The organism is Parabacteroides sp. TM07-1AC, from assembly GCF_003480915.1.
Classification (GTDB): Bacteria; Bacteroidota; Bacteroidia; order Bacteroidales; family Tannerellaceae; genus Parabacteroides; species Parabacteroides chongii.
This window is the reverse complement of record NZ_QUKD01000011.1, coordinates 14,271-39,696: the sequence shown is the minus strand read 5'-3', so window position 1 is coordinate 39,696 and position 25,426 is coordinate 14,271. Positions and strand designations below refer to the sequence as shown.

Here is a 25,426-nt window from a genome sequence, read left to right as displayed (position 1 = left end):
ATGATATGGAAATAAATAAGTATAATGAAATTTCAATTCATTCCTTGTCTTCTTCTGCACAGAAAGAAAGATATTTATTGTCATATGGTCCCAAATATTATGAAGCTAGTAAGCCTATTGTAGACTTAGTAGAAGAATTACAAAAATATTCCAATGAAAAAGAAGCTATTAGTGCTTACATTTGTCGAACAAAAAAGAAATACACATTCGAACAAGTACAAATAATTATAGATAAGTTCATTACACCTATTTTTACCCTTAATGCAAATAAAAACAGCTCTTTCATTTATGAAAAGGAATTATTTAATGTAAGTACTGTTGATAAGTTTTCGGATAAATTTAGTTTTTTGTTTAAATCTCTATGCATGACTGTTATATTGACAGTTAGCATATTACTTGATATATGTTTTTTCATAACAACAGATGATCTATTAGCTTTTAATACTAAAGCCAATATTTATATCGTCTTCGGGCTATTTACATTCACGCTTATTTCTTCCTTTTTGCATGAATTAGGTCATGCCTCCGCCTGTAAATATTTTGGTGTACGACATGGTGGGATAGGATTTGGTTTATACTTAAATTTCCCTGTCCTTTATACCGACGTGACCGAAGTTTGGAAACTAAAAAGGGCACAACGCTGTATTGTCAATATTGCAGGCGTTTATTTTCAATCTTATTGGTTGATCGGGTTATTGATTGGATTCTTTTTTACCGGAAACGATATCTTGCGTTACCTCATCCTGATTATGAATTTTGGATTCCTGATGACCCTAAACCCGTTCTTCAAATTTGACGGTTATTGGATCGCCTCCGACCTGTTAGGCATACCTAACCTGCGTACCCGTTCAAAAGAACTGTTAGGCTATTGGTACAAACGCATGCGCAAACTGCCGATAACAACGGTTCCTTACCTGTTGCAAATACGCCCGGCAGCAAAATACGGATTATTAGCCTATTCCATTGTAGTTAACTTGTTTATGGGTTTCTACTTTTTCTATCTTATCCCCAATTTCCTATACCGGTTTATCTGCACATTCCCTGACGCAGTGAACGAACTGATCCTCTATTTGTCCAATGGCATGGCACCACCGTTTGCCCTGCTGCGCAATATCGGATCACAATTGCTCTTCTTGGCATTGGTCGGGTACCTGTTCTGGAAATTAGTTCAACCTTTAGTAAAAAGATATGTCAAACAATAATCCTACCGATACCCATTGGAAATATACCAGCATAGCCATTCTACTTATAGCAGTAATGGCTATGCTTTTGTTTCAAACAGAAGACAAATGGCAAATCTGCCTGTTGCTGCTCATCACCGGCCTGACGCTCATACGTCCTCTCCCCCTCCGGCAATGGACAGTAATCGATATCGGTCTCAGCTTGATTACGTTTTACGACATAGTATCTTGCCTGTATGCCAGTTGTCCCGTCTCGGCAATTCCAAAAGCGCTTTTTTCCCTCTGCTGCCTGATAGCCTATTTCGTGTTACGAAAACTCTTCCGCACGGAACGTATTACAGACATTATCGGACAAGGTAGTTTGTTGCCTGTTGGTGCGGCTTTATTATTGGCAATCTGTTCTTTCTTTATCTTCCGCCAATCTGTGCTGAGTGTCTATTTTGAGGATACATACCATTTCCGGTTCCTATTCCAGCCGCTGGGTTATATCACCAATGTATGGGCAGAAGTACTACTTATTCTGCTGGGATGGGTATGCCTGGTGCGTCGTTATTCCACGCTGTTCATCTTCTTGACTATACTAGCGATACTCTTTTCTTTCTCCCGGGGCGCCTATATCGCACTGGGTGTGTATGTCGTTACATGGTTGTTGTTTATGGCGCCGAAACGGGAGCAGTTACGTTTGCCGGCCATCTGTGTCATTGCCTTCGTCCTGACCAGCGTGTTTTTACCTTCTGAAACAGGAACAACTTTGCAAATGAACCGTACTGCGTCGCAGCAGCAAAGCACTGAAGGGCGCATCAACGCCACACAAGCCGCTTGGAACACTTTCCGGGAACATCCCCTATTGGGATATGGCAACGGTAATTATACCTTTGCCGTCGACCGAACGTTGAACCAGGATAGTACGCTTCCATATACTTCATACGCTCCTAACATCATCGTGCAGCTATTGATAGAAAAAGGCATCATCGGCACCCTGCTTTATCTACTATTGTTTTTAGCCGTTTGCCGGACGATCCTGAAACGTAGAAAGCAATCGGAAAGCTATATGATCGGCTGCCTTTTCCTGGCATTAGGTGTTAAAGAAATGGCACAGGCTACATTACTCTACACTCCTTTTGCCTTGTTTATGGTATATGTGATGTTAGCCTTTTTACAAAAAGAAAAGGTTTCCGTTGAAGAGGAAGACAGGCAAACTGTTTCTGCATATACAATCCCGGGAATAGTCGCATGCTGTTATCTGGGTTGGCTCTCCTTTGTCTTCCTCCAGGATCAGGATAAATCATACCAGCAACAAAGCATAATAGCCTGGAAAAAAGGTCAATATGCAGAAGCCATCCGCCTGATGGAACAGACAGGGGAACAAACGCCCAACCTGATCAACCGTGGACTACTGTATATGCAATATTATCAAAAAACAGCAAATCCCCAATATCAACAAGTGGCAGAAGAAGTCTTGCAGAAAGCCCGGCTGCAACAACCGGAAGATATACAAATCCGTTATCTGCAAGCACGTCTCTACATAGATAATAAAGTATTTGGGAAAGCCCGGCAGATAATAGAAGAACTGGCTACTAATTATCCTAAAAACTCACTCTATCTCTCTGCCTTGTCGGATATCTTGTACCAACAAGGAGAGAAAGAGGCCGCTTTACAGCCATTGGTAAATGCCATCCGTTATACCCCCCGCCTATTAACCGGCAAACGAATTCGTCTTTTGAGACAAAATGATCCGGCATTTTATAACACTTTATTAGAACGCCTATCCGCATTAACCCCAACTCCGGAAGATAGCCCTGCCGACTATGCCCGATACGGTTATATCGCCCGGTGGTGCGGTAATAAGTCCGTATCCGACAAATATCTTCGGATAGCAGTAGATGCCCTCCCCAACCTTGCCACTCCCTGGCATCTGCTGGGTGACGACAATAAATACCGTCTGCTACTATACGGAGCCTTTCAAAAAGACCTGTCATCCGCCGAATTGCCGGAAGAAAAAGAGATGAGCGACGAGTTCTTATTCAAAATGAACTATCAGGCTAAATTCAGCAATTGGTATGGAGGTGATTTATATATTTTCGATCCTTGAAAGGATATCCGCACTTGCAAGGCTGTTTTTCTGCAAAAGTTTGGTGGTTTCGGAGAAAGGTATTATCTTTATGTACCGATTTTGGTACACAATATAAACTGTAAAAATTATGGCAGTCATTCAGATTACGTCAAGAGAATTTAGGGAGAAGCAGGCATCCATGTTTGCACTCGCCGATAATGGGGATCAGGTGGTAATCAGGCGCAAGGGAAAAGTCTCCTATATGCTGACCCCCGTTTACGAAGAGGATTTTGTCCTTTCTACGAAACTTGAAGAGAGGCTCGAAGAAGGTCGCAGGCAATACAGGGAGGGCAATGTCACGACCTGCACTACAAAGGAAGAACTTAATAAATTCTTGGAAGCACTATGAGCTTGTATAAGATTGAATTTACCCAAATAGCGATAAAAACTGTATCGAAATACAAGAAATCCAATCCTGTGCAATACAAAAAACTCGTTAAGCTGCTTAATGAGCTGATGGAGCATCCGAGGACAGGGACGGGACACCCCGAACCACTCAAATCAGGCGATTCGATAACATATTCCAGAAGAATATCAAAAAACGATCGCCTGATTTATGATATATATGAGGAGAAAGTTACCGTATTGGTCTTGACCGTAGAGGGACATTACGACGACAAATAATCTCCGGCATTCCTATCCCCTGCTCGGTCACAACAACCGATTTCTTTGTCATGTTTTCGATGTTTACAACAAGATTAATTTCAATTGTCAAACCCTAAGTTTAGGAAATGGATGAGATGTAAATCGCCCGTTTCCCATTCACCCCTGCCTATCTCCACCTATCCCCGCCCAAACCGACCTAAGTCGATTTTTCGTGGTGAAACAGATATACCTTTGTCATGTTTTCGAAAACAAGCTAAGTATTATTTATTCACATTTTAAAATTGAAAAATCATGTCATTAAAGTATCGTTTGGTAGAGAGAAACAACATGGGTAAGGACAAAGACGAAACCCCGAAAAAATTGTATGCACAACCGGTCTATTCAGACTTGGTCAGTTTCGATGAGTTGCTGGGAGAGATCAGTGAGGCGGGTATTCCCTCCAACCAGGTGAAAGGTGTGGCCGACCGTATGAACCATCTGTTCAAAAAACATCTGGCAGCCGGACGACGGGTACAGTTCGGCGAATTCGGTAACTTCCGATACGGGTTAGGTTCCAGCGGAGCCGAAACGGAAGAAGAATTCGATCCTTCCATGATCAAAACACCCCGAATCATTTTCAGTCCCGGTTCCGCCTTGCGCCAGGCACGCAAAGAAGCCAAATTCGAAAAACAAACACTCATCCCCTCCGGCGGCAATTCCGACGACGAAGATGACAGACCGGTTATCGAATAAACGGATCAGTCCCAGGTTTTAGCCTGGGACTTTTTTATAAAAACCACCTGTTTGCTTTATATATGATACAATTAATGCCAGCCAAATTATACGGCGGTAAAACTTACCGCCGTATAATTTCAGAAAAAATAAACTTAACTTGCTGGATATGAAGTTTTATAATCGCGAGACAGAATTAAAATTATTAATTGATACACAGAAGGTTGCCTTTAGCAACCACTCACAAATGACCGTATTGACAGGGCGCAGACGTATCGGAAAAACCAAACTTGTATTAAAAAGTTGTGAGATTACATCGTACAACCCGACTCACCATTCCTAAACGAAGGTAAAGCGCTACTAATACAGGAATATCGGTTCATGGTGGCAAGTGAAAAAAGGGCAAGAGCCATGCGAGATTGACATAGTAGGAATTTATATCGATGACAAATCCGCATTAGTTGCCGAAGTAAAACGGCAGCGTAAGAACTTTAATCCGGATGAATTCAACAAGAAGATAGAAATAATCAGAAACAAAGTGCTCTCTAAATACAAAATTGAAACAAAAATTTTCAGCATGGATGACATGTAATCCTCTCTAACCTGCCATTCTTCCATCCAATCCGAGTTATCCCCTACTAAACGGACCTAAGTCAATTTGCTATTTTGAGAGGGATATATCTTTGTCATGTTTTCGAGAACAAACAAAGTATTATCTATTCACATTCAAAATTTAAAGATTATGTCAGTAAAGTATCGGCTATAAAAGAAGCACGCACGGCAAAGAATAAAGAAACGTTTGACAGCGTGGAAAGCTTGATGGAGGAGTTGAATAAGTGAAAAGATTAGCCGGAAGTATTTCTTTTGCACTGCAAAGAGTGCAAATATTGCAGAAAATTGCACTTTTTGTAGTGCAATTGACTATATTTGCAGAAATACATAAAGAATCATGGACAAGTTACAAACAAGTTTCGATGCAATGTTACGTTCCATACCTACTACATTCCATCGATATATGTTCGACCGCATCAATTGGAACAACCGTCTGTTAGGACTAGTCGGTCCACGTGGTGTGGGGAAAACGACACTGATGTTGCAATATGCCAAGGAAAAGCTGAATAGGAATACGACGTTGTTTGTCAATGCCGACGACTTATACTTTTCTGCCCACCATCTGGTGGATTTAGCTGATGAATTTGTAAAACGAGGAGGGACTCATCTGATCATCGACGAAATTCATAAATACAAAGATTGGGCACGGGAGTTAAAACTGATGTATGACTATCATGCAGATCTGAAAATATTCTTTACCGGCTCTTCCATTCTTGATATTAACAAAGGATCAGCAGACCTAAGTAGACGGGCTATAGTCTATTCCATGCAAGGTCTTTCGTTTCGCGAATATCTGAACTTGTTTCATCACATAGAAATACCTGTTTATCCATTGACTGATATTATACAACATCGCATCGAAGTTCCTGATAAATTTCGTCCTTATGCCTATTTCCAATCCTATCTGAAAGAGGGATATTATCCATTTTCCCAAGAAGACCAGTTTTATATACGTTTACAACAGGTTATAAATAAAACGTTGGAAGTTGATATTCCACAATATTCCGAAATGAGTGTGTCGACAGCACGAAAATTAAAGCAATTGCTCACCATCATAGCCCGTAGTGTGCCGTTCAAGCCTAATATGAGCAGCATTGCAACTATGCTGGGAGTGAGTCGAAACAGTCTGTCCGATTACTTTCTTTATTTAGAAGAGGCCGGATTAATCGCACAATTACGTGATGACACCGGTGGCATCAGGGGACTTGGAAAAGTCGACAAAGTCTATTTGGACAATTCTACTCTCATGTACTGCCTGGGGCAGGAAACAGCAGACATCGGAAACATCCGGGAAACATTTTTCCTCAATCAAATGCGTGTGGAACAAGATGTTATTACCTCCACTATTTCCGACTTTCAAATAGCGGACTACACCTTCGAAGTAGGTGGAAAAAACAAAAAGCAAAAACAGCTGCAAAGTATAAAAAATGGTTTTGTCGTAAAAGATGATATAGAACAAGGCTATATGAATATAATCCCCTTATGGCAATTCGGACTTAATTATTAATAGAACAAAGACTCTGAAGTGTTTAAGCCACCCTGGACTAATAATCTCTATACGATCATCAAAAATAAGTAGCCGCACCGGAGCATTTTTACTTTCACCTTTGCGTTTGACAAATATCAAACGAATAAAACACATATATGCTTTATTCATTTGATATATGTGTTCTTTTCGTTCGATGGCGTCAAATGAAAGACTCTACGTATTAAAAGTTATACAATTCCCTATTCTTCTAGAGAGGTATATGAGGAGAAATAGACAAAAAGAAAGAATAACAAGCTATTCCCATAAAAGATATAAATATTTATACTATTGATAGAAAAGGATATTGTAGATTGCTTTGTTCATAAAAGGCATAACGCAAAATCGTTCGTAACGAAACAGATCAAAAGACGTTTTTATACTACACAATCGCATCAAAAAATAAAACAAATCAGTCAAAACCTATTCTAATCAATACAGTCAGTAAAATGTCATTGCTAAGAAGCCATGAAAATGAAACCAAATAAGTTCATTTGTACACAAATAACATATACATGAAAAATTTCATTTTCATACTATTGCCAATTATTATAGTTTCTTGCCAACCATCAGGCAAGAAAAGATTAAATGACGCGTTAAAATTTGCCGGAGAAAACAGAATTGAATTGGAGAAGGTATTAAAGCATTATGAAAACGATTCGCTCAAGCTCAAAGCCGCGATGTTCCTGATTGAGAATATGCCTTTCTATTATGCATACGAAAGTAAACAACTCGATCAGTATAAAAATAATCTATATAAAATCGCGATAGAAAATGAATGTTCTGATGACGAAGCAATTCAAATAGCTCAAAAACGATTTGGAATACTTTCTAATAATACTTTCAGAAAAGTGTATGATGCTCATGTCATAACAGCAGACTATCTTATAAAGAACATAGACCAGTCTTTCAAAATTTGGAGAGAGAAACCATGGGGTAAACATATCTCTTTTAGTGACTTTTGTGAGACCATACTTCCTTACAGAATTGGAAACGAGCCTCTGGAGGATTGGAGAGAAGTTTATTTCAAACGATATCAACCGCTATTAGATTCGCTGGGTATAGACAATGATCCGATTAAAGCATGTCAAATCATATTCGATCATATAAAAGAACAGACATGGGTGTTCAACTACAAATATCAATTTCCACATCTGGGTGCATTAAATTTATTAGACAACAGGTTCGGCACATGTGATGACCGTTGCGACCTCAGCGTTTATATCATGCGTGCATTAGGCATATCTGGTGGTATAGACTTCATCCTACAACATCCCGACAGAATGCACAAAGGCCATTCATGGAATTATGTCACAGACAATAACGGCAAATACACTGAATTTGAATTATACGATTTACGTCCCGGTTCAAAACACGATCCGGGAACAGAAATAAAGAAGGGAATAATTTACCGGAAATATTTTTCTGTGCAAAAAAACAGTTTACCGATGGTCTATAGGAATAAGCCGATCCCTCCCATTCTCAGCAATGCATTCATGCGGGATGTGTCCGATCTATATTTCAAAGAAGAGCTAAACATAGCAATACCTTGCAGTGAGAAAAAAGAAAACATCTTGTATTTAAGCGTATTCGATAATAAAAACTGGATACCTGTAGCTTGGACTGAAATCAAAAACAAACGCGGAATATTCAGGCACTTAGAATCAGAGATTGCTTATATTGCTGGTTATTACCAAAAGGATCAATTCAAAGCATCATCCTGTCCGTTCATCGTTAAAAAAAATGGCAAAACAGACTATTTAAAGCCAGACTATGAGCAGAGGCAAAAGATGATTTTAACACGCAAACATTCTACACCCAAATGGTGGTTTTGGTACAAAAAGAGAACATTGAACGGGAAATTCCAAGGAGCTAACCGTATTGATTTTAAAGACTCAGTCACATTGCATACTATTACGCATGAAGCGACAATGAACTCTTACACCGTTGATATCCAGGAATCCAAACGATTCAAATATCTTCGGTATTTATCCGGTATAGATGGCTGTTGCAATATGGCAGAAGTCAGGTTTTATACAGATAATAGTAATAAACCTGTAGAGGGAATAGTTATTGGAACAGAAGGTTCTTTCCAAAACGATCCAAATCGAACTAAAAAAGCGGTATTCGATAACAACCCACTGACATTTTATGATGCAAATGAACCTAACGGTGCTTGGGCTGGTCTTAGTTTAGATAAACCTCAAAGGGTAACAAAGATTTATTATCAATTCAGAAATGACGATAATAATATACGCGTTGGAGATACGTATGAACTAATGTTTTGGTCTGAATCAGGAAAATGGGAGTCAGCAGGCAAACAGATTGCAGACAAGGAACAAGTGACCTACGACAACGTTCCCTCTCGAACTCTTTATCTACTACATAATCATTCCCGAGGAAATGAAGAACGAATATTCACCTATGAAAACGGAGAACAGATTTGGTGGTAAATAACTAAAGAATATTCAACCGATAACCTCCGTTTTCAAAAACAATCTTTAGATCAGGTATATTCTCCAAATCTTTGCGAAGCCTTCTGATCGTTGTATTTAATACATCATTTGTAGCCCCAGTTTTTTCCCATACAATCATCTTTATCTCTTCTGAAGTTTGAAAATGTCCAGGGCTATCTAATAATAAAACAAATAATTTCAATTTATAATTTACCAAATGTACCTGAATATCAGTATTAAAATAAAGAATTCCTTTTTCATCATCAAAAAGTATATTCTCCTTGATTTTTATTAACGTTCTAGACTCTTCACAAACTGGCGTCACAAATTTCTTATTATACTTGATAGCTATTAAAAGTCCCAAAAGAAGACAAAATACAATTCCAATAATAATAAAATGTCCTTTGCTCCTATTAATCACACAATAAAAAGGTATCTCTACATAGGCTTGTAAGACAATTTCATCTTTTACACCTGTAGTAATAGGTGGCAAAGCACAAGCAGACTTATAAAAAGTCAAATCCGGATTACTATATACTGTTTTATCATCATTTGCAGTATAAGCCAATGCTGCATGTACATTTATCATGCCACCCTGCTGTAAAGCCAAGTTAAACAGGCTGTCCAAAACTACTACATCAATAGGATTCTCCATTAAAAGGAAAGATTGATCAACTCTATACAGCTTTTCTTCTGTTATTAAATCAGAAGAGTCGGTATTTTTAGCGACTTTCTCCACCTGACCACTAGAATATAAGACTGTGGAACTATCACTCTCCGATGATTTATATCCAGAAGAAGATAATATACCAGTTTCTTTCAATCTATATTCTTTATCCTGATGTATGATCTCATCACATAAGTTACAAATATCCGACAAAGTAGCTTGTCGCTCTCTGTGAAAAATGTACATAGAATAAACTAAAAGTGTCATCATGCACAATAATAAGCATCCAACGAACACCTTTTTCTTCATCAACAAAACCATTGTTATTTTCTATTTTGATTCGTACAAAAGTAGATAATCTTACACAATCTATAATACAAATTGGTATAATCTAGTCAAAAATAGCCTTATTTTAAGCTGTCAGTGAAATGTCAGTGCAAATATTTGGTCCTTTATGGCCCCACCTATACATTTGCACACAAAAATTTTAAAGAACAATGAAACGAACTCTTATTAAAGTAACAGTAATGGGAATACTCCTAGCAGGAGGTATTTATCTTATGGAAGAAAAAAGCACCCCTTTATCAGATGTGGCTTTGGAAAACATAGAAGCCTTAGCCGCTGGTGAAGGAGGAAGTAGTATGTGGTTTTGTCGAGGAAGTGGTCCTTTAGACTGCCCTAATGGAACTAAAGTAAAATATATTGTCGATGATTACAGCTTAGACTAGCATTCATGAAACATCTCCTATACATATTAGTAGGTATAGTTATTACAAAAAGCTTGATCTGTTGTACCGGTTCCCCCGGTACGCACTACCCCCGTTATACAACTTTTCCCGAGGAGAAAGCAATACGTGCCCAGATAATTCCTCTGGATACTATCCTGCTCCGCTACCCGTTTAGGGTGGCGGTCAAGGATAGTATAGCGGTAGTAATGGATTTACATAATATGGACCATTACCTGCATGCCTTTACCTATCCGGGATGGAAACATGTTGTTTCATTTGGAAAACGCGGGGAAGCTCCAGAAGAGATGTTATCAGCAGAAAACATTCAATTTAACTCTCTGGACTCTTTATGGACACTCGATGCCAACAAGATGGAGATTACACGTTGGAAAATCTCTCCTTCAACCGGTTCTGCGGAACGGGTTGAAGAGATTAAATTAAATAAGAAATTAGTCCGTTCACTAGATTTTTATGCGATGGAATCGGGCTTTTTGATTCCGGACTATCTGGGAGAGCATCGTTTTTGGGAAGTAGACAACAATGGTCAACCAGTCCAAAGCATAGGTAAAATACCCAGCGAAACAGCCGATAAAGAAATATCCCGTCCGGCATTAGCACAGGCATGGCGTAGTTTTATGGATTACAATCCGGATAATGGCATACTGGTTATGGCTACGCAACTAGGGGAAACATTAGAAATTTACAATTTAAAAGACAGCACTCATAAAGTTTTGTATGGTCCGGAAGGAGAACCTGAATTCAAAATAGGCAATAATGGCTCAAGTATTCCGATAGGCATTATGGGATTTTGTGACATAAAAGTAACAGACAAACATATTTATGCAGTATTTCAAGGGATTAAATTTAAAGAAATGCTAGCTGCCTATCAACGAGGAAAAGAACCGGAAGACGGAAGTCGGTTCATCTATGTTTTCGACTTACAGGGTAATCCTGTTCAAAAATACACTCTTGACAGAGCCATATATGGCATTGATATAAACGAAAAAACAAATACGATCGTCGCTACCGAGGTTGAAAGTGATGATCCAATTATAGAATTTAAAATTTAAAGGACAAGATGAAAACTTTAAATCTAATCATACTAGTATTATTACCTATCTTCTTCTCCTGCAAAAACGAGCACAAAGAGAAAGAAAAGCACATCTCACAATTGGTAAACGAATGGCAAGGGAAACAAATTCTGTTTCCAGAAAATGCAATCTTCACCCGTTATCTGACAGATACGACTGACTATCAGATACCGCAATCTGACTACAAAATATTAGTCTATGTCGATTCCATCGGTTGCACCAGCTGCAAACTACAACTACCTAAATGGAAAGAGTTGATTGAGTATACCGATTCCATGACACAGAGAGAAGTGCCGTTCCTCTTCTTCTTTCATCCGAAAGACAACAAAGAGATACGTTACCTGTTGAAACGAGAAAGTTTTAATCTACCAGTTTGCATTGATAGAGAAGACCTATTGAATAAGTTAAACAAATTTCCGGCAGATATGACTTTTCAGACATTTTTGCTCGACAAAAATAACAAAGTTGCAGTTTTGGGTAACCCTGTACACAATACAGCAATCAAAGACCTTTATCTGAAACAAATCACCGGAAAAGAAAGTTCAACCAAAAATATGTTGAAAACAACAGCCGAAGCGACACAAACAGAGATAGACTTCGGCACATTCAACAAATCGGAAATAAAAGAAACAACCATAGAGGTTAAAAACACAGGGGACAATCCCCTCGTGATAGTGGACGTAAGTACCACCTGCGGCTGTACGGCAGCCACGTATGACAAACGACCTGCGAAACCCGGAGAAAGTCTCCAGGTGGGAATCAAGATGACACCGAAGGATACTGGTTTCTTCGATGAAGTCGTAACAATTAAGTATAATAGTATGAACAACCAACCTATCAAGGGGAGGATAAAGGGGAATGTTCGGTGATCGAACGAAAGGGAGTTTGCTGCACGACGGCAAAATTGTACAAGCAAACTCCCGGAGACCCCGAAAAGGAGGTGTATGATGGTAATATAACCGACAAAACAGAATGATACAGGTGCCATTCGACTATCTAAATCTGAATAATAGTAAGCAAAGATAGAAAATTACCTGATTTAATAATAATCATACAAACAATTAAAATAATACAAGTATGAAAAAGTTTTTGGGTATTATAGCTATCGCAGCCGTAGTAACTACAGCTGGCTGGAATTTTAGCAAAAGTCAAAATGAAGTGGATTTGTCAGATCTAGCATTAGCTAATGTAGAAGCTTTAGCACTAGGTGAAGGTGCATTTGATTGTATTCCGCATTGTACCGCTAGTTCTATTTCTGACTGCCTTGTATACTCCGATGGACATCTTAATCAAATATGTTTCTATTTTAGAGCTCGTATATAAACATTAACATTGTAGGGCAAAATATGTATCTTGGTAATATTATTTTTTGATACATTTTTGTCCTACATTATAATTTATAAAAATGAAAGATACATTAATTATTATAACCATATTGATTACTTCATTTTCACAATCAATCTCGTCACAGAATTATGTAGACTCGATAAGTTTTTTCAAAAAAAATGGAAATAATGTATTTACATCTAAAACTGTTTCGAAAAGCGAGACAGCCTCCTATTTACCTTCACCTCAACTCAAAATAAATAAAATAAAAAGTAACAAATTTACTTCTGAAACAACAGTTTCAATATATATGGAAGAATACATAGACAATGAAAAAATTGAAAATGACGACAATTTACTAGAAAGATCTACTTATTCAAGTAACGACTATTTTTCTGCAGAAATAATAGCAGACACAGCTAATTGTGAGATATTAACAATCTATACAATGCTACCAAGTTTAGTTCGTTTCAGGTATAGAAATGTGAATAAAGATCACAAATTTAAAAGTATACCATTCAATCATAAAATACTCAACAATAGCAAAAACACTCCAATAATATTTTTATACGAGGATGATATTAATAACAATATGGAAAAGATAATACGTAAATACACAAAAAATGATTCGTTATTTATTCAATTCGATCATTCAAAAAAACCTTTTTCTGAAATAAAAAGATACATCACTATTATTTATACTACAACATCAAAAAAATAGAAAAAGATGAACAAATATATATTTATACAATACATCATTATTATAACAAGTGTATTTTCTGCATGCAATTCAAATAAAGAATATGAACACACACAATTTTTTACTCTCCAAAGTTTTAAACAAACAAAGACATTGGAAGGGAAATCAGTTTCCTTTGAGGAGCCTGTAAAAAGACCTGTACATATATATACGATAGATTCATTTTTAGTATTAATCAACATGAGAACTGATTTATTTATAGACAGATATAATCTAAATACTCTTGAAAAAACCGGAGAATATATTTCTTTTGGAAATGGTCCAGATGAAATGATTGCTCCTAAACATGTAATTGTCCAAGATTCTGATGTCTGTATTTTAGATAGAGGAAAACAAAAGCTTGCTATATATAACAAATTTGATTTTTGCCACAATCAATCACCTGTATTAAAAAAAACAATTAATTTCAAGGATTTCGTTAGTAACATACAACTCTTAAAAAACGGTACAATAGTTACAACTATACATTCCCCAGAACACCAAAGATTGTCATTCTTTAATCTAAATGGAGAATTCATTGAGACTAAAGGGGAATACCCCATTATTAAAAATAACGAGTTAAATACCATTCAAAAAATGGCAGGATATGAATGTAGTATAGTAGCAAATGAAGAGAAGGATAAAATATTCGTTGCATATAATTATACCGATTTAATAGAAATTTATGATATGAAAGGAAATCTTATTACCCGCAAACAAGGCCCTGAAGGATTCTTTCCTTCAATCATAATTCACAACAATGGCAATGAACAAACTATAGGCTTTGAGAAGGGGAAGTCTAAAGATGGTTATTTTTCTCCAATTGCATATAAAAATGAAATCTATGTTTTATACTCTGGAAAAATATACGACCCTGACAATTACGACTTTAACAATGATTTTCTATTTGTTTTTGATTGGGATGGAAATCCAATCCGCATTTACAATTTAGATACTCCCATTTTTTCATTTACGATTGATCCTAAAACTGATAGATTATATGGTATAACTAATGAGCCTGAATATCATATTGTAATGATGCAACTATAATAAAAAAAATCCAGTGTTTTTATAATATTTATATGAAATATTTTAGTTACATATCTTATATCATTTTAATTACATCTTGTACTTTTCAAAAGGACAAGCAACTAAAATATGGTTCAAGAGAACATAATAAATATTCTCTTATACAAGAGAAAGTTATAAATCATTATAAAAATGACGAATTAAAATTGCAAGCAGCACATTACCTAATCAAGAACATGCCTTACCACTTCTCTCAAGAAGAATATTTCCTATCTTCTCAAGGAGAAAAATATCGACCTGACATAAGTTTATTCAATGGAAAAAAAGCAGTTAAGACACATTGTGATTCTTTACTTAGACAAGGTTATAGAATCAAAAAACAAAAAGTATATGACATTTCATCACTCGACAGTAGGTTCCTTATCAATAATATAGAACTAGCATTCGAAGTTTGGCAGAAACCTTGGGCACGAAATATTTCTTTTAATGACTTCTGTAGATACATTCTCCCATACCGAGCACAAACAGAAGAAATATCAAATCTAAGAAAAGAAATAAAGGAACGTTTCCTTCCTATATTAGATTCAGCCAAAGTTAATACACCATTAGAAGCATGCATAACTCTACAAAAATACCTAAAAGACTTTATTAAATATAAAGATACAGGACTTTCTCTATACCCAACTATAGATGAGACATATCGTTCCAGTATTGGCCTATGTGATGGTTTATGCAATTTGGGAATTTTTATTATGAGAGCTGTTGGTATCCCAGTTACTATAGATCAAACTATTTGGACAAAAATGGATTTGGGTCATGTATGGTGTGTTGTTTTGGATAATGGCAAGTTTTATAGCTTTGATCCTGAAGGGCAACTACCGATTTTACATGCACAAGATTTTTCTGAAAAACGTAATCTGCGACCGAGTAAAGTTTATCGCAACTGTTTTGACTCTGATCTTTCTATAATTGATATGGATGATGATGGATATATTACTTATCTGAAAAATCCTTTAATACATGATGTTACCGATGAATATTTAGATAAAACAACACAAATACAGGTTTCTATCGATAAGAGAAACATAAAAAGGGGTAAATCAAACCAAGTGTACTTGTGCATTTATAACTATTACGAATGGCATCCAATAGCAATCGGACAGAGAAAAGATACTGTTTGCTATTTCGACAATGTTGTCGGAGATAATATTTTTATGATTGCTGACTCTCCTGATGGAATCGGATTGCGTTATATCACTGCTCCTTTTTATAGTGACAAAAAGGGATATACACGTAAGTTCATTCCACAAAAAGAACATAAACAAATCTTTATATTCAATAAACGCAAAAACAAATCTGATCAAACACATACACTACATTATTGGGACACAGACAAAACAAGGTTCATCCCATTAAAATATATTAGTGAGACAGATACCACACAGACATATGATCAAATACCAAAAAATGCTTTACTATGGTATACAGTTCCGGAAAAAATAATTAATCAACGTATATTATTTATTGAAAACGACAGTTTGAAAAGATATTGATATCATGGAGCAACAAACACTTATACAAAATCTAATAAATAAAGCAATCAATATAGTTTTCTGGCTATGTATGATAGTTGCTTTGTGGTTTGTTGTGCAGGTATTCGTGTTTGCTTCTTTCAAAATACCCAGTGATTCGATGGAGCCAGAATTGACTACCGGAGATAATGTATTGGTTTGGAAGCCGACAATCGGTCCTCGTATTTTCAATCTGTTCGCCTCTATGAGAAATGAGCAAACAGAGATTTACCGGATTCCAGGATTTAAGAAAATAAAACGGAATGATATTCTGGTTTTCAATTTTCCCCATCCGAACAGCTGGGATAAAATAGAAATGCACATTTTGAAATATTACATCAAACGTTGTATAGGATTACCGGGAGATACCCTGTCCATTCAAAATGGGTACTTTCATGTTCAAGGAATACAAGCACCTCTCGGCAATACAAACTCACAAAAACAAATAGCCACAACAAATAAATTTGGAGACGGAATCTATAACAGCTTTCCGTTCGATAGCGTGATTGGCTGGAATATTAAAAATTTCGGACCTCTCTATATACCAGCTAAAGGAGATTCCATAGCAATGAATCAGCGAAATTTCCAATTATATAAAAAACTGATTGAGTGGGAACAAAAAGAAAGTCTCCAATACAAAGACTCTATAGCTTTTCTCAACGGGAAACCGATCAGTGGGTATCGTTTCCTGAAAAACTACTACTTCATGGCAGGCGACAACGGCATGAATTCACAGGATTCACGTTATTGGGGCTTATTGCCTGAAGAATATATTGTTGGGAAAGCCTGGATTATATGGAAATCAGTAGATCCGTATACGGATAAGTTCAGATGGGGTCGTTTTTTAAAAGTAATTCATTAAACCGAAAGCCATGAAAAGTCTATTTATTATTGGATTAAACATATTTACCGTTATCTTTCTAATGGCTTGCAATTCATCGGATAGCAAACGTTTGGAACAAGCTCTCCTGTTTGCCGGAGAAAACCGGGGCGAACTGGAGAAAGTGTTAACACATTATGAAAACAATCCGGAGAAATTGGAAGCGGCCCGTTTCCTGATCCGCAATATGCCACGATGGTATGGATATGAGGGGTGGCAACTGGATTCCATCAAACCGGTATTGATACAAAAAGATAAAGGAGAAGTTGTTTCGAAAGATGTGATTGAAAAATGGCAACGGGTTTCTTTTTATTCGCTTCCGAAAGTATATGATGCAAAAGTAATCACTGCAGACTATCTGATTGAAAATATCGACCTGGCCTTCGATGTATGGAAAAAATATCCATGGAACCGGAGTCTGGGATTCGATGATTTCTGCGAACTGATACTTCCTTATCGTATCGGAGATGAACCACTCTCGTCATGGCGAAAATTATATCATGACTATTATACAGCCATACTCGATTCCGCCTACCAGGGAGATGATGTGATAGAAGCCTGTAAAGCTGTCGATAAAGATTTGAAAAAAGTTTATTATCGTTGGGATACGGATTTTAGTATACCTCACCAAAGTGCTGATTTTTTGTTCTACCATCGTGTAGGCTTCTGCAGGGAAGCCTGCGATGTCACACTTTATGCCATGCGCGCCTGCGGTATTCCCGTAGCCTGTGAATATTTTGTTTATTCACCCGAATATCAACACCCGCATTACTGGACAACTCTACGCGATACGACTGGAAAGTTTATCCAGTTCGGTTTTAATGAATTCGAAGCTTCCCGCACGAACCCGGGAACTGACGGTAGGAAAAAAGGGAAAGTCTACCGATACTGTTTTGGCCTGCAGGAAGAGTCTATCTCCGGAATAACAGCTGATGAAAAAGTGCCGGCATTATTCAGAGATCGTTTTATAAAAGATGTAACAGCCAATTATTACGGAGAAAATGAAGTTTCTCTCTCTGTACAGTCCGCTTTTGAAGATTTCATTTATCTGGGAGTTTTCAGTCCAAGCGGATGGATCCCTGTCGATATAGCAATTAATAATAAAGGGAATGTAACTTTTAAGAATTTAGAACCAAATATAATTTACCAGCCGTTGGTTTCAGACGGACAAAATCATCAGGCAGTAGGATATCCGTTTATTTATACCAAAAAGAAAAACTATATATTGAAACCGGATGTCAATAAATTGAAAAAGGCTGTTCTTCAGCGGAAAATGTCAGTATGTGGTGGTTACAAGGATTTTCCACATCGGGGAATCATCGGTTCTCAGATAGAAGCCAGTCTGTATAAAGACTTTTCACAGGCAGATCTATTATTCCGATTCAATGATACTCTCCGATCAAACTATTACGAACTTATTCCGCCGGATATAAATAAACAATACAGATATATACGTTATGTCGGTCCGCCGGATAATATTATGGAACTTGCCGAATTGGCTGTTTTTGCCGATTCTACCGGAAAAGAGTCGTTACATCTAAATAGAATGAATGACCCATTACCGACCGCTTCACTGGATAATATTACAGATGGGGACATATTAAGTTATTTTTCTTCAAAAGATAGTGCCTGTTTTATCACATATGATTTAGGGAAAATTACTCCTATTCAAAAAATTGTGTTTTCTCCACGGAATGATGACAATTATGTTTGGCCGGGGGATAAATATGAACTCTTCTATCAGGACGGTACAAACGGTTGGAAATCACTTGGAGTTCAGACGGCAACCAGACACGAGCTGGAGTATCTGGTGCCGGATAAAAGTTTGCTATGGCTGCGCAATCGAACCAAAGGACGGGAGGAACAGGTATTTATATATAAAGGTGGGAAACAACTATTTAACGTTGATCTATGAAATACAGACAATATATAAGTTACTCATTGTTAGTCACCAGCGGCATTTTTCTGCTGTGCACCGTGTTTGCCACAGACAACAGCCTGGCAAACGGATTGGTCACAGGGAAAGTCCATTGGTTCCATCTTGCCATGTTGTTCCTGGCGGTATGCAGCCTGTTGGCAGCCGTGCTGACAAAACCGGCAAAGCGGTTTGCTTTTTCAGTGGCAGACGGAATGGTTTTGGCTTTGGCTGCTATCGTTGCACTTACTTATAACCGGGACCTCGATCCGGAACCGGAGAAAATGCTGTTCGGCGGACAACTGGTCCTATTGTGGTTCCTGCTGCGGTTCCTGTTTGCCGGATGGTCGCAACTGCGATTGGCTTTCCTGACAGGGATCGTTGTGACCGGACTGGTAGAAGCGGTTTCGGGCATGCGACAGTTACACGGTCTGGAAGGATCTAACCATTCCCTGTTCAGGCTGACCGGAGATTTCTATAATCCGGGACCCTATTCGGGGTATCTGGCTATGGTTTTACCTGTATGCCTGTGGATGATCCTGCAGTTTGCCGACTGTAAAAAAGAAGGATGGAGGCAAGCTAAGATTTATCTGTACTATCTGGCATGGATCACCTTATTGGCAATCGTCGTTGTGCTGCCTGCCGGGATGAGCCGGACAGCATGGATCGCGGCGACTGTTTCGTGTGCCTGGATTTACTGGACAGAACGGATAGGATGGGAAAAAGCAAAACAATACATACACAAAAACCGGACCTTATCTATACTATCTTCCATCTTGATACTGATCTCCATAGCCGGTGCACTGGCGGGCGTTTACCTGCTGAAAAAGGATTCCGCCGATGGCCGGTTACTTTTATGGAAAGTGACGGGACAGGCTATCATGGAACAGCCCTGGACCGGCACCGGACTGGGGGGATTTCCGACGGCTTATGCAGAAGCACAAGCTGCGTATTTTAGCTCGGGGAACGCTTCGGAAACAGAGAAGATGGTGGCGGGATGCCCGGAATATGGGTTTAATGAGTTTCTACAGATTGGACTGGAACAAGGGATTGTGGGTTTAACGGTTTTTATATTGTTGTTAGGTTATTCCTTGTTCCAGGGGGTGAAAAACAAGCAGGTCGGGGCAGCTGGGGGGATATTGGCGCTGATGGTGTTCAGCCTGGCGTCTTATCCGTTGCAGTTGCCGGAGTTTTGGGTGGTGTTGGTGATCTTGATGGGGGTTATCCCTACCCCCTCTCCGGCAGGGAAGAAGATACTCTCTGTTGCTATAATCGGAGGGATAACCATTTGCTGCGGATGGATTTTCGGACTGCAGAAAGGGTATTATCAGGGGTACAAGAAATGGAATACGTTGAAGATGCTATATACCAGTAAGGCGTATGAAGCGGCTGGCGACGGATATACGGAGTTGATGCCGCTACTGGGACATAAGCCGGAATTATTGTTCGAGGCGGCACAATGTCTGAGTAAGACGGGACAGTTTGCTGATGCGAACCGGTTGCTGGAACGGGCAATGCTATTGAGCGGTGATCCGATGATACATTATATGGCTGCGAAAAATGAGCAATCGCAGGGAAATTATCAGAAAGCGGAGAATTTATTGCTACATGCGATAGAAATTCTGCCGGAACGGATCTATCCGTATTATCTGTTGACAAAACTTTATGCGGAAAAAGCTTTCTTTCAGGAAGATAAGTTTATCAAAGCGGCTGATGCCGTACTGAAAAAAGAGCCGAAAGTGGAAAGCACTGCCATCCGCGAAATGAGAACGGAAGTTAAAAACATGCTCAAAAACATACGGAATAATCGTAATTAGTTTATTTATATACACATTACGATTATTCCGTAACAAATAATTTGTATATTTGGAAATTGAAAATCGAATCATAGCTTATATGAATATGAAATACTACAATATGTTGGCAATACTTTTCCTTTTCGGAATGATTGCCTGTTCCGGTGAAAAAAAAGACGGAAGCGCAGGAGAAGAATCCGTCGAAACGGTTTTACCGGACGAAACCAACGAGGTTACGGTGATGGCACTGAAGGCTAGTGACTTCAACCACGAGCTGATCAGCAACGGCAAATTGTCGGCACGCCGTCATGTAGACCTGCGATTCGAATCGGCTGAACCGATCGCTGCGATCCATGTAAAGAACGGCGACCGGGTCACCAAAGGACAGAAGCTTGCGGAATTATCTACTTTCCGACTGAAGAACAAAACAGCTACGGCTAAAGATGCTTTGGAACGTGCCAAACTGGAACTGCAGGATGTGTTGATCGGACAGGGATATGCACTGGCTGATTCAGCCAAGGTTCCCCCTGCTACCATGCAGCTCGTCCGGGTAAAGAGCGGTTACGATCAGGCACTGATCCAATACCGGCTAGCCGAATATGAAGAGCGGAACGCCGTGCTGACGGCTCCTTTCGACGGTATCGTAGCCAACCTGTTTGCCAAACAATATAATACGGCTTCCACTTCCGATATTTTCTGCACGATCATCGATCCGGGCAGTCTGGAAGCGGCATTCACCGTTTTGGAAAATGAACTGCCTCTGATAAAGAACGGCGACCGGGTGGAGGTAACTCCTTTTGCCCTGAACGATACCAAAGCGGAAGGACGTATCACCGAAATTAATCCGCTGGTGGATGAAAACGGCATGGTGCAGGTGAAAGCAGCCGTGACAGACAGAGGCAAGCTGTTTGAAGGCATGAACGTACGTGTCAGCATTCACCGTTCGCTGGGTAAACAGCTGGTCGTTCCGAAAGAAGCAGTGGTATTGCGTTCAGGAAAGCAGGTGGTTTTCGTGCTGGACAGTACAAAGACAAAGGCATACTGGACTTATGTGCATACCAGCCTGGAAAACGCAGACAGCTATACGATTGCAGATGGTTTGAAAGAGGATGATATCGTTATTACCAGCGGTAATATCAATCTGGCACATGAGGCACCGGTAACGATTATCGAGAAGTTGACAGTTGACAAGTGACAGTTGACAGTTAGCTCAACACAATAAATAGCCCCGATGAATAAACAAATATAAAACATAGAACACAAGCGACATCCACCGGTGTCTCCACCTGTCAACTGTCACTTGTCAACTGTCAACTATAAAGTTATGGTTAAATTCTTATTACAACGTCCTATCGCGGTATTGATGGCTTTCACGGTCTGTTTTATCGTGGGGTTGGTGACTTACTTTACCATCCCGGTATCGTTGTTGCCGGATATTGCGATACCGGAAATCACCATACAGGTATCGGGACAAAATACATCGGCCCGCGAACTGGAGAACACGGTTGTCAAACCGATCCGGCAGCAGCTGATGCAGGTAGCTGCCTTGCGCGATATACACAGCGAAACACGCGACGGAGCGGGTATCATCCGCCTGAGCTTCGACTTCGGGACGAATACAGACCTGGCATTCATTGAAGTGAACGAGAAGATCGACGCTGCTATGAACTATCTGCCACGCGAAATAGAGCGCCCGCGGGTGATCAAGGCAAGTGCCACCGATATTCCTGTCTTCTGCCTGAACCTAACTTTAAAAACAGTTGACAGTGGACAGAGGACAGTGGACAGTTCGAAAACAGATCCTCACCTGTCAACCGTCAACCGTCAACTGCCAACTGAAAGCGAAGCTGCTTTCCTCGATCTTTGCCAGTTTGCCGAAACGGTGATTAAACGGCGTATCGAACAGCTGCCGGAAGTGGCGATGGTGGATATTACGGGTATGCTGAAACGACAGTTGCAGATCGTACCGGATATCAAGATGCTCGAAATGGCGAGAATCACGCTGAACGACCTGGAGACGGCACTGAACTCGAACAATATCGAACCCGGAAGCATGACCGTGCGGGACGGGTATTATGAATACAACATCAAATTCTCGACTTTGCTGCGTACCCCCGAAGATGTAGAGAACATCTACATCCGCAAAAACGACCGTATCTTCCAGTTGAAGGAACTGGCTAAAGTGGCGGTAGTGCCGGAAAAGGAAACGGGTGCCTCCCTCTCAAACGGGAAACGGGCGGTTACACTGGCCGTTATCAAACAGGCGGACGAGAATATGGATAATATGAAAGAAGCGCTGCAGGAAGTAACGGACTATTTCGCAACGGTTTATCCGGATATCGATTTCAGTATCAGCCGCAACCAGACGGAGCTGCTGGATTATACCATTTCCAACCTGAAACAGAACCTGTCGCTCGGTTTCCTTTTTATCTGTATCGTGGCGATCCTCTTCCTGGGAGATATCAAAAGCCCGGCGGTGATCGGCCTGAGTATGGTAGTCAGCCTGGTGGTCAGTTTCCTCTTTTTCTATACATTTAAAATGTCACTGAATATCATTTCGCTTTCCGGGTTGATTCTGGCACTGGGCATGATGATAGATAGTTCGATTATTGTGACGGAAAATATTTCACAATACCGGGCGAAGGGCTATACACTGGAAGAAGCCTGTAATAAAGGGACTTCCGAAGTAATTACACCTATGTTAAGTTCTACCCTGACAACCATAGCCGTATTTGTACCCTTGATATTTATGAGCGGTATCGCCGGAGCGATCTTCTACGACCAGGCGTTTGCCGTTACAGTAGGGTTAATGGTGTCTTATTTCACGGGTATTATGTTGCTTCCGGTGCTTTACAAACTGGTGTACAGCATTCCGGATGTCAAGCATACAGGATTTAATCTGCGAATCAACAATCTGATTAAGGAACATACGCTGGACCGTTTTTATGATGGAGGAGTTGATTTTGTGTTCCGCCATAAGAAGGGGTGCGTGGTGTTTATTATGGTAACCATTCCGCTATGTGTCTTACTCTTTTACGAAGTACCCAAAAGCAGGATGCCGGAGATCGACCAGAATGAGTTGATCGCCCATATCGAATGGAACGAAAATATACATATCGACGAGAACCGGGAACGGGTGGACAAACTGTTCGGACAGGTTGCCGGCGATGTGCAGGAATATACTTCATATGTCGGACAGCAACAGTTCCTGCTGAACCGTGACAGGGAACTGTCGGCATCGGAAGCCGAATTGTATTTCAAGACGGAAAATACGTCCGCCATAGCTCCTTTGCAGGAAAAGATCACTCAATGGCTGGATAAGAACTATCCGGAAGCGGTATTTTCTTTTTCACCGCCGATAACGGTGTTCGAGAAGTTGTTTGTGACAGGCGAAGCCGATATCGTTGCCGAATTTTATGCGCGCAACAAGGCGGAGGCTCCGGAAGCCCAGTCCCTGCACAAACTGGAGTCGCAGATGAAGGCTTCTACCGGTATTGCTCCGGTCGGGGTGGCTTTCGACAATCAGTTGAACCTGTCCATCGACAGGCAAAAACTATTACTTTATAATGTGGACTACAACGAGGTCTACCGTTTATTGAAAACGGCTTTCAAAGAGAACGAGGTAGCGACTCTCCGCTCCTATCAGCAATACCTGCCGATCGCTCTTGCCGGTGATGGGAAGACGGTGAACGACGTTCTGCAACAGACACTGGTACGGACGCTGGAGGATAAAAACGGAAAGAGCCAGTATATCCCGCTGCAATCGCTGGTACGGGTAACACAGGGGGAAGACCTGAAGACAATCACTGCCGGAAAGAACGGTGAATATATCCCGTTCAGTTTCTATGAAGTGAAAAAAGCAGAGCCGTTGATGGAGGAAGTGAAAAAGATGGGCGGACAGAAATGGGAGATAGACTTCTCCGGCAGTTTCTTCTCCAACAAACAGATGTTGAGCGAGTTGGTGGTGATCCTGCTGATCTCTATCCTGTTGATGTATTTTATCCTGGCTGCACAGTTCGAGAGTTTCCTGCAACCGTTGATCGTGCTGATCGAAATTCCGATCGACGTAGCGGCTTCTTTGCTGGTACTCTGGATTTGTGGACATACGATGAACCTGATGAGTGCCATCGGTATCGTTGTGACCTGCGGTATCATTATCAACGACTCCATCCTGAAGCTGGATGCGATCAATGAGTTACGCAAGGAGGGCGTACCGCTGATGGAAGCGATCCATGAAGCCGGCCGCCGCCGTCTGCGCCCCATCATCATGACCTCGCTGACGACCATATTCGGTATGGTGCCGTTGTTGTTCTCGTTCGACATGGGTAGCGAACTGCAAAAACCGCTTTCCATCGCCATGATCTCCGCCATGCTGATCGGTACAGCCGTCAGCTTGTTCATCATCCCGTTGGTTTACTGGTTCATTTACCGCAAGCACGACCTGAACGCAGTGCTCCCCGAAAAACAAACAGAAGTTTAA

General features: G+C 39.9%; 21 protein-coding genes. 20 read left to right on the top strand and 1 reads right to left on the bottom strand.

The annotated features are described in order from the left end of the window. Positions 1–5: 5 nt before the first annotated feature. The 8 genes from DXD68_RS19330 to DXD68_RS19290 all read left to right on the top strand — a co-directional run bounded on the left by DXD68_RS19330 (position 6) and on the right by DXD68_RS19290 (position 9,201). Positions 6–1,202 (top strand): hypothetical protein, encoded by a 1,197-nt coding sequence (locus DXD68_RS19330; protein WP_122363135.1) that lies wholly within the window; start codon positions 6–8, stop codon positions 1,200–1,202. Then, positions 1,189–3,273 (top strand): O-antigen ligase family protein, encoded by a 2,085-nt coding sequence (locus DXD68_RS19325; RefSeq protein ID WP_122363134.1) that lies wholly within the window; start codon positions 1,189–1,191, stop codon positions 3,271–3,273. The genes DXD68_RS19330 and DXD68_RS19325 overlap by 14 nt, the downstream gene beginning before the upstream one ends. Positions 3,274–3,382: 109 nt before the next feature. Further along, the gene (locus DXD68_RS19320; RefSeq protein ID WP_122363133.1) at positions 3,383–3,643 is read left to right on the top strand and encodes a hypothetical protein; all 261 of its coding nucleotides are present in this window, start codon (positions 3,383–3,385) and stop codon (positions 3,641–3,643) included. After that, positions 3,640–3,918: a Txe/YoeB family addiction module toxin gene (locus DXD68_RS19315; protein ID WP_122363132.1), complete on the top strand. Its 279-nt coding sequence runs from the start codon at positions 3,640–3,642 to the stop codon at positions 3,916–3,918. The genes DXD68_RS19320 and DXD68_RS19315 overlap by 4 nt, the downstream gene beginning before the upstream one ends. Before the next feature lie 273 nt (positions 3,919–4,191). Next, positions 4,192–4,632, top strand: coding sequence for an HU family DNA-binding protein (locus DXD68_RS19310; RefSeq protein ID WP_122363131.1), 441 nt, complete (start codon positions 4,192–4,194; stop codon positions 4,630–4,632). A gap of 352 nt (positions 4,633–4,984) precedes the next feature. Further along, positions 4,985–5,203: a DUF234 domain-containing protein gene (locus tag DXD68_RS19305; RefSeq protein WP_122363130.1), complete on the top strand. Its 219-nt coding sequence runs from the start codon at positions 4,985–4,987 to the stop codon at positions 5,201–5,203. 357 nt (positions 5,204–5,560) lie between these two features. After that, positions 5,561–6,730 (top strand): ATP-binding protein, encoded by a 1,170-nt coding sequence (locus tag DXD68_RS19295; protein ID WP_122363129.1) that lies wholly within the window; start codon positions 5,561–5,563, stop codon positions 6,728–6,730. Positions 6,731–7,263: 533 nt separating this feature from the next. Then, entirely contained in the window at positions 7,264–9,201 is a 1,938-nt protein-coding gene (locus tag DXD68_RS19290; protein WP_122363128.1) for a discoidin domain-containing protein, read from the top strand. A 4-nt stretch (positions 9,202–9,205) separates the two neighbouring features. On the opposite strand, the gene DXD68_RS19285 is transcribed toward DXD68_RS19290, so the two are convergent. Next, positions 9,206–10,180, bottom strand: coding sequence for a transcriptional regulator (locus tag DXD68_RS19285; RefSeq protein ID WP_158585911.1), 975 nt, complete (start codon positions 10,178–10,180; stop codon positions 9,206–9,208). 188 nt (positions 10,181–10,368) lie between these two features. On the opposite strand from DXD68_RS19285, the gene DXD68_RS19280 reads away from it, so the two are divergent. From DXD68_RS19280 to DXD68_RS19225, 12 genes are all read left to right on the top strand, one after another. After that, entirely contained in the window at positions 10,369–10,599 is a 231-nt protein-coding gene (locus DXD68_RS19280; RefSeq protein ID WP_122363126.1) for an NVEALA domain-containing protein, read from the top strand. Between the two features lie 5 nt (positions 10,600–10,604). Then, positions 10,605–11,669, top strand: coding sequence for a BF3164 family lipoprotein (locus DXD68_RS19275; protein ID WP_122363125.1), 1,065 nt, complete (start codon positions 10,605–10,607; stop codon positions 11,667–11,669). An 8-nt stretch (positions 11,670–11,677) separates the two neighbouring features. After that, positions 11,678–12,559, top strand: coding sequence for a DUF1573 domain-containing protein (locus DXD68_RS19270; RefSeq protein WP_122363124.1), 882 nt, complete (start codon positions 11,678–11,680; stop codon positions 12,557–12,559). Positions 12,560–12,767: 208 nt separating this feature from the next. Then, positions 12,768–13,013 (top strand): NVEALA domain-containing protein, encoded by a 246-nt coding sequence (locus DXD68_RS19265; RefSeq protein WP_122363123.1) that lies wholly within the window; start codon positions 12,768–12,770, stop codon positions 13,011–13,013. A gap of 82 nt (positions 13,014–13,095) precedes the next feature. After that, positions 13,096–13,737, top strand: coding sequence for a hypothetical protein (locus tag DXD68_RS24030; protein ID WP_147383011.1), 642 nt, complete (start codon positions 13,096–13,098; stop codon positions 13,735–13,737). Positions 13,738–13,743: 6 nt separating this feature from the next. Further along, on the top strand, positions 13,744–14,805 hold the full coding sequence (locus DXD68_RS19255) for a BF3164 family lipoprotein (protein ID WP_122363121.1): 1,062 nt from the start codon (positions 13,744–13,746) through the stop codon (positions 14,803–14,805). Between the two features lie 32 nt (positions 14,806–14,837). Next, entirely contained in the window at positions 14,838–16,337 is a 1,500-nt protein-coding gene (locus DXD68_RS19250; RefSeq protein WP_122363120.1) for a transglutaminase domain-containing protein, read from the top strand. A gap of 4 nt (positions 16,338–16,341) precedes the next feature. Continuing rightward, entirely contained in the window at positions 16,342–17,217 is an 876-nt protein-coding gene (gene lepB / locus DXD68_RS19245; protein ID WP_122363119.1) for a signal peptidase I, read from the top strand. A gap of 10 nt (positions 17,218–17,227) precedes the next feature. Next, a complete protein-coding gene (locus DXD68_RS19240) occupies positions 17,228–19,150 on the top strand; it encodes a discoidin domain-containing protein (protein ID WP_122363118.1) in 1,923 nt (640 codons plus the stop codon). Then, positions 19,147–20,967: an O-antigen ligase family protein gene (locus DXD68_RS19235; protein ID WP_122363117.1), complete on the top strand. Its 1,821-nt coding sequence runs from the start codon at positions 19,147–19,149 to the stop codon at positions 20,965–20,967. The genes DXD68_RS19240 and DXD68_RS19235 overlap by 4 nt, the downstream gene beginning before the upstream one ends. 85 nt (positions 20,968–21,052) lie before the next feature. Then, a complete protein-coding gene (locus DXD68_RS19230; RefSeq protein ID WP_122363267.1) occupies positions 21,053–22,141 on the top strand; it encodes an efflux RND transporter periplasmic adaptor subunit in 1,089 nt (362 codons plus the stop codon). 129 nt (positions 22,142–22,270) lie between these two features. Continuing rightward, complete coding sequence (locus DXD68_RS19225) at positions 22,271–25,426, top strand: efflux RND transporter permease subunit (protein ID WP_122363116.1); 3,156 nt, start codon at positions 22,271–22,273, stop codon at positions 25,424–25,426.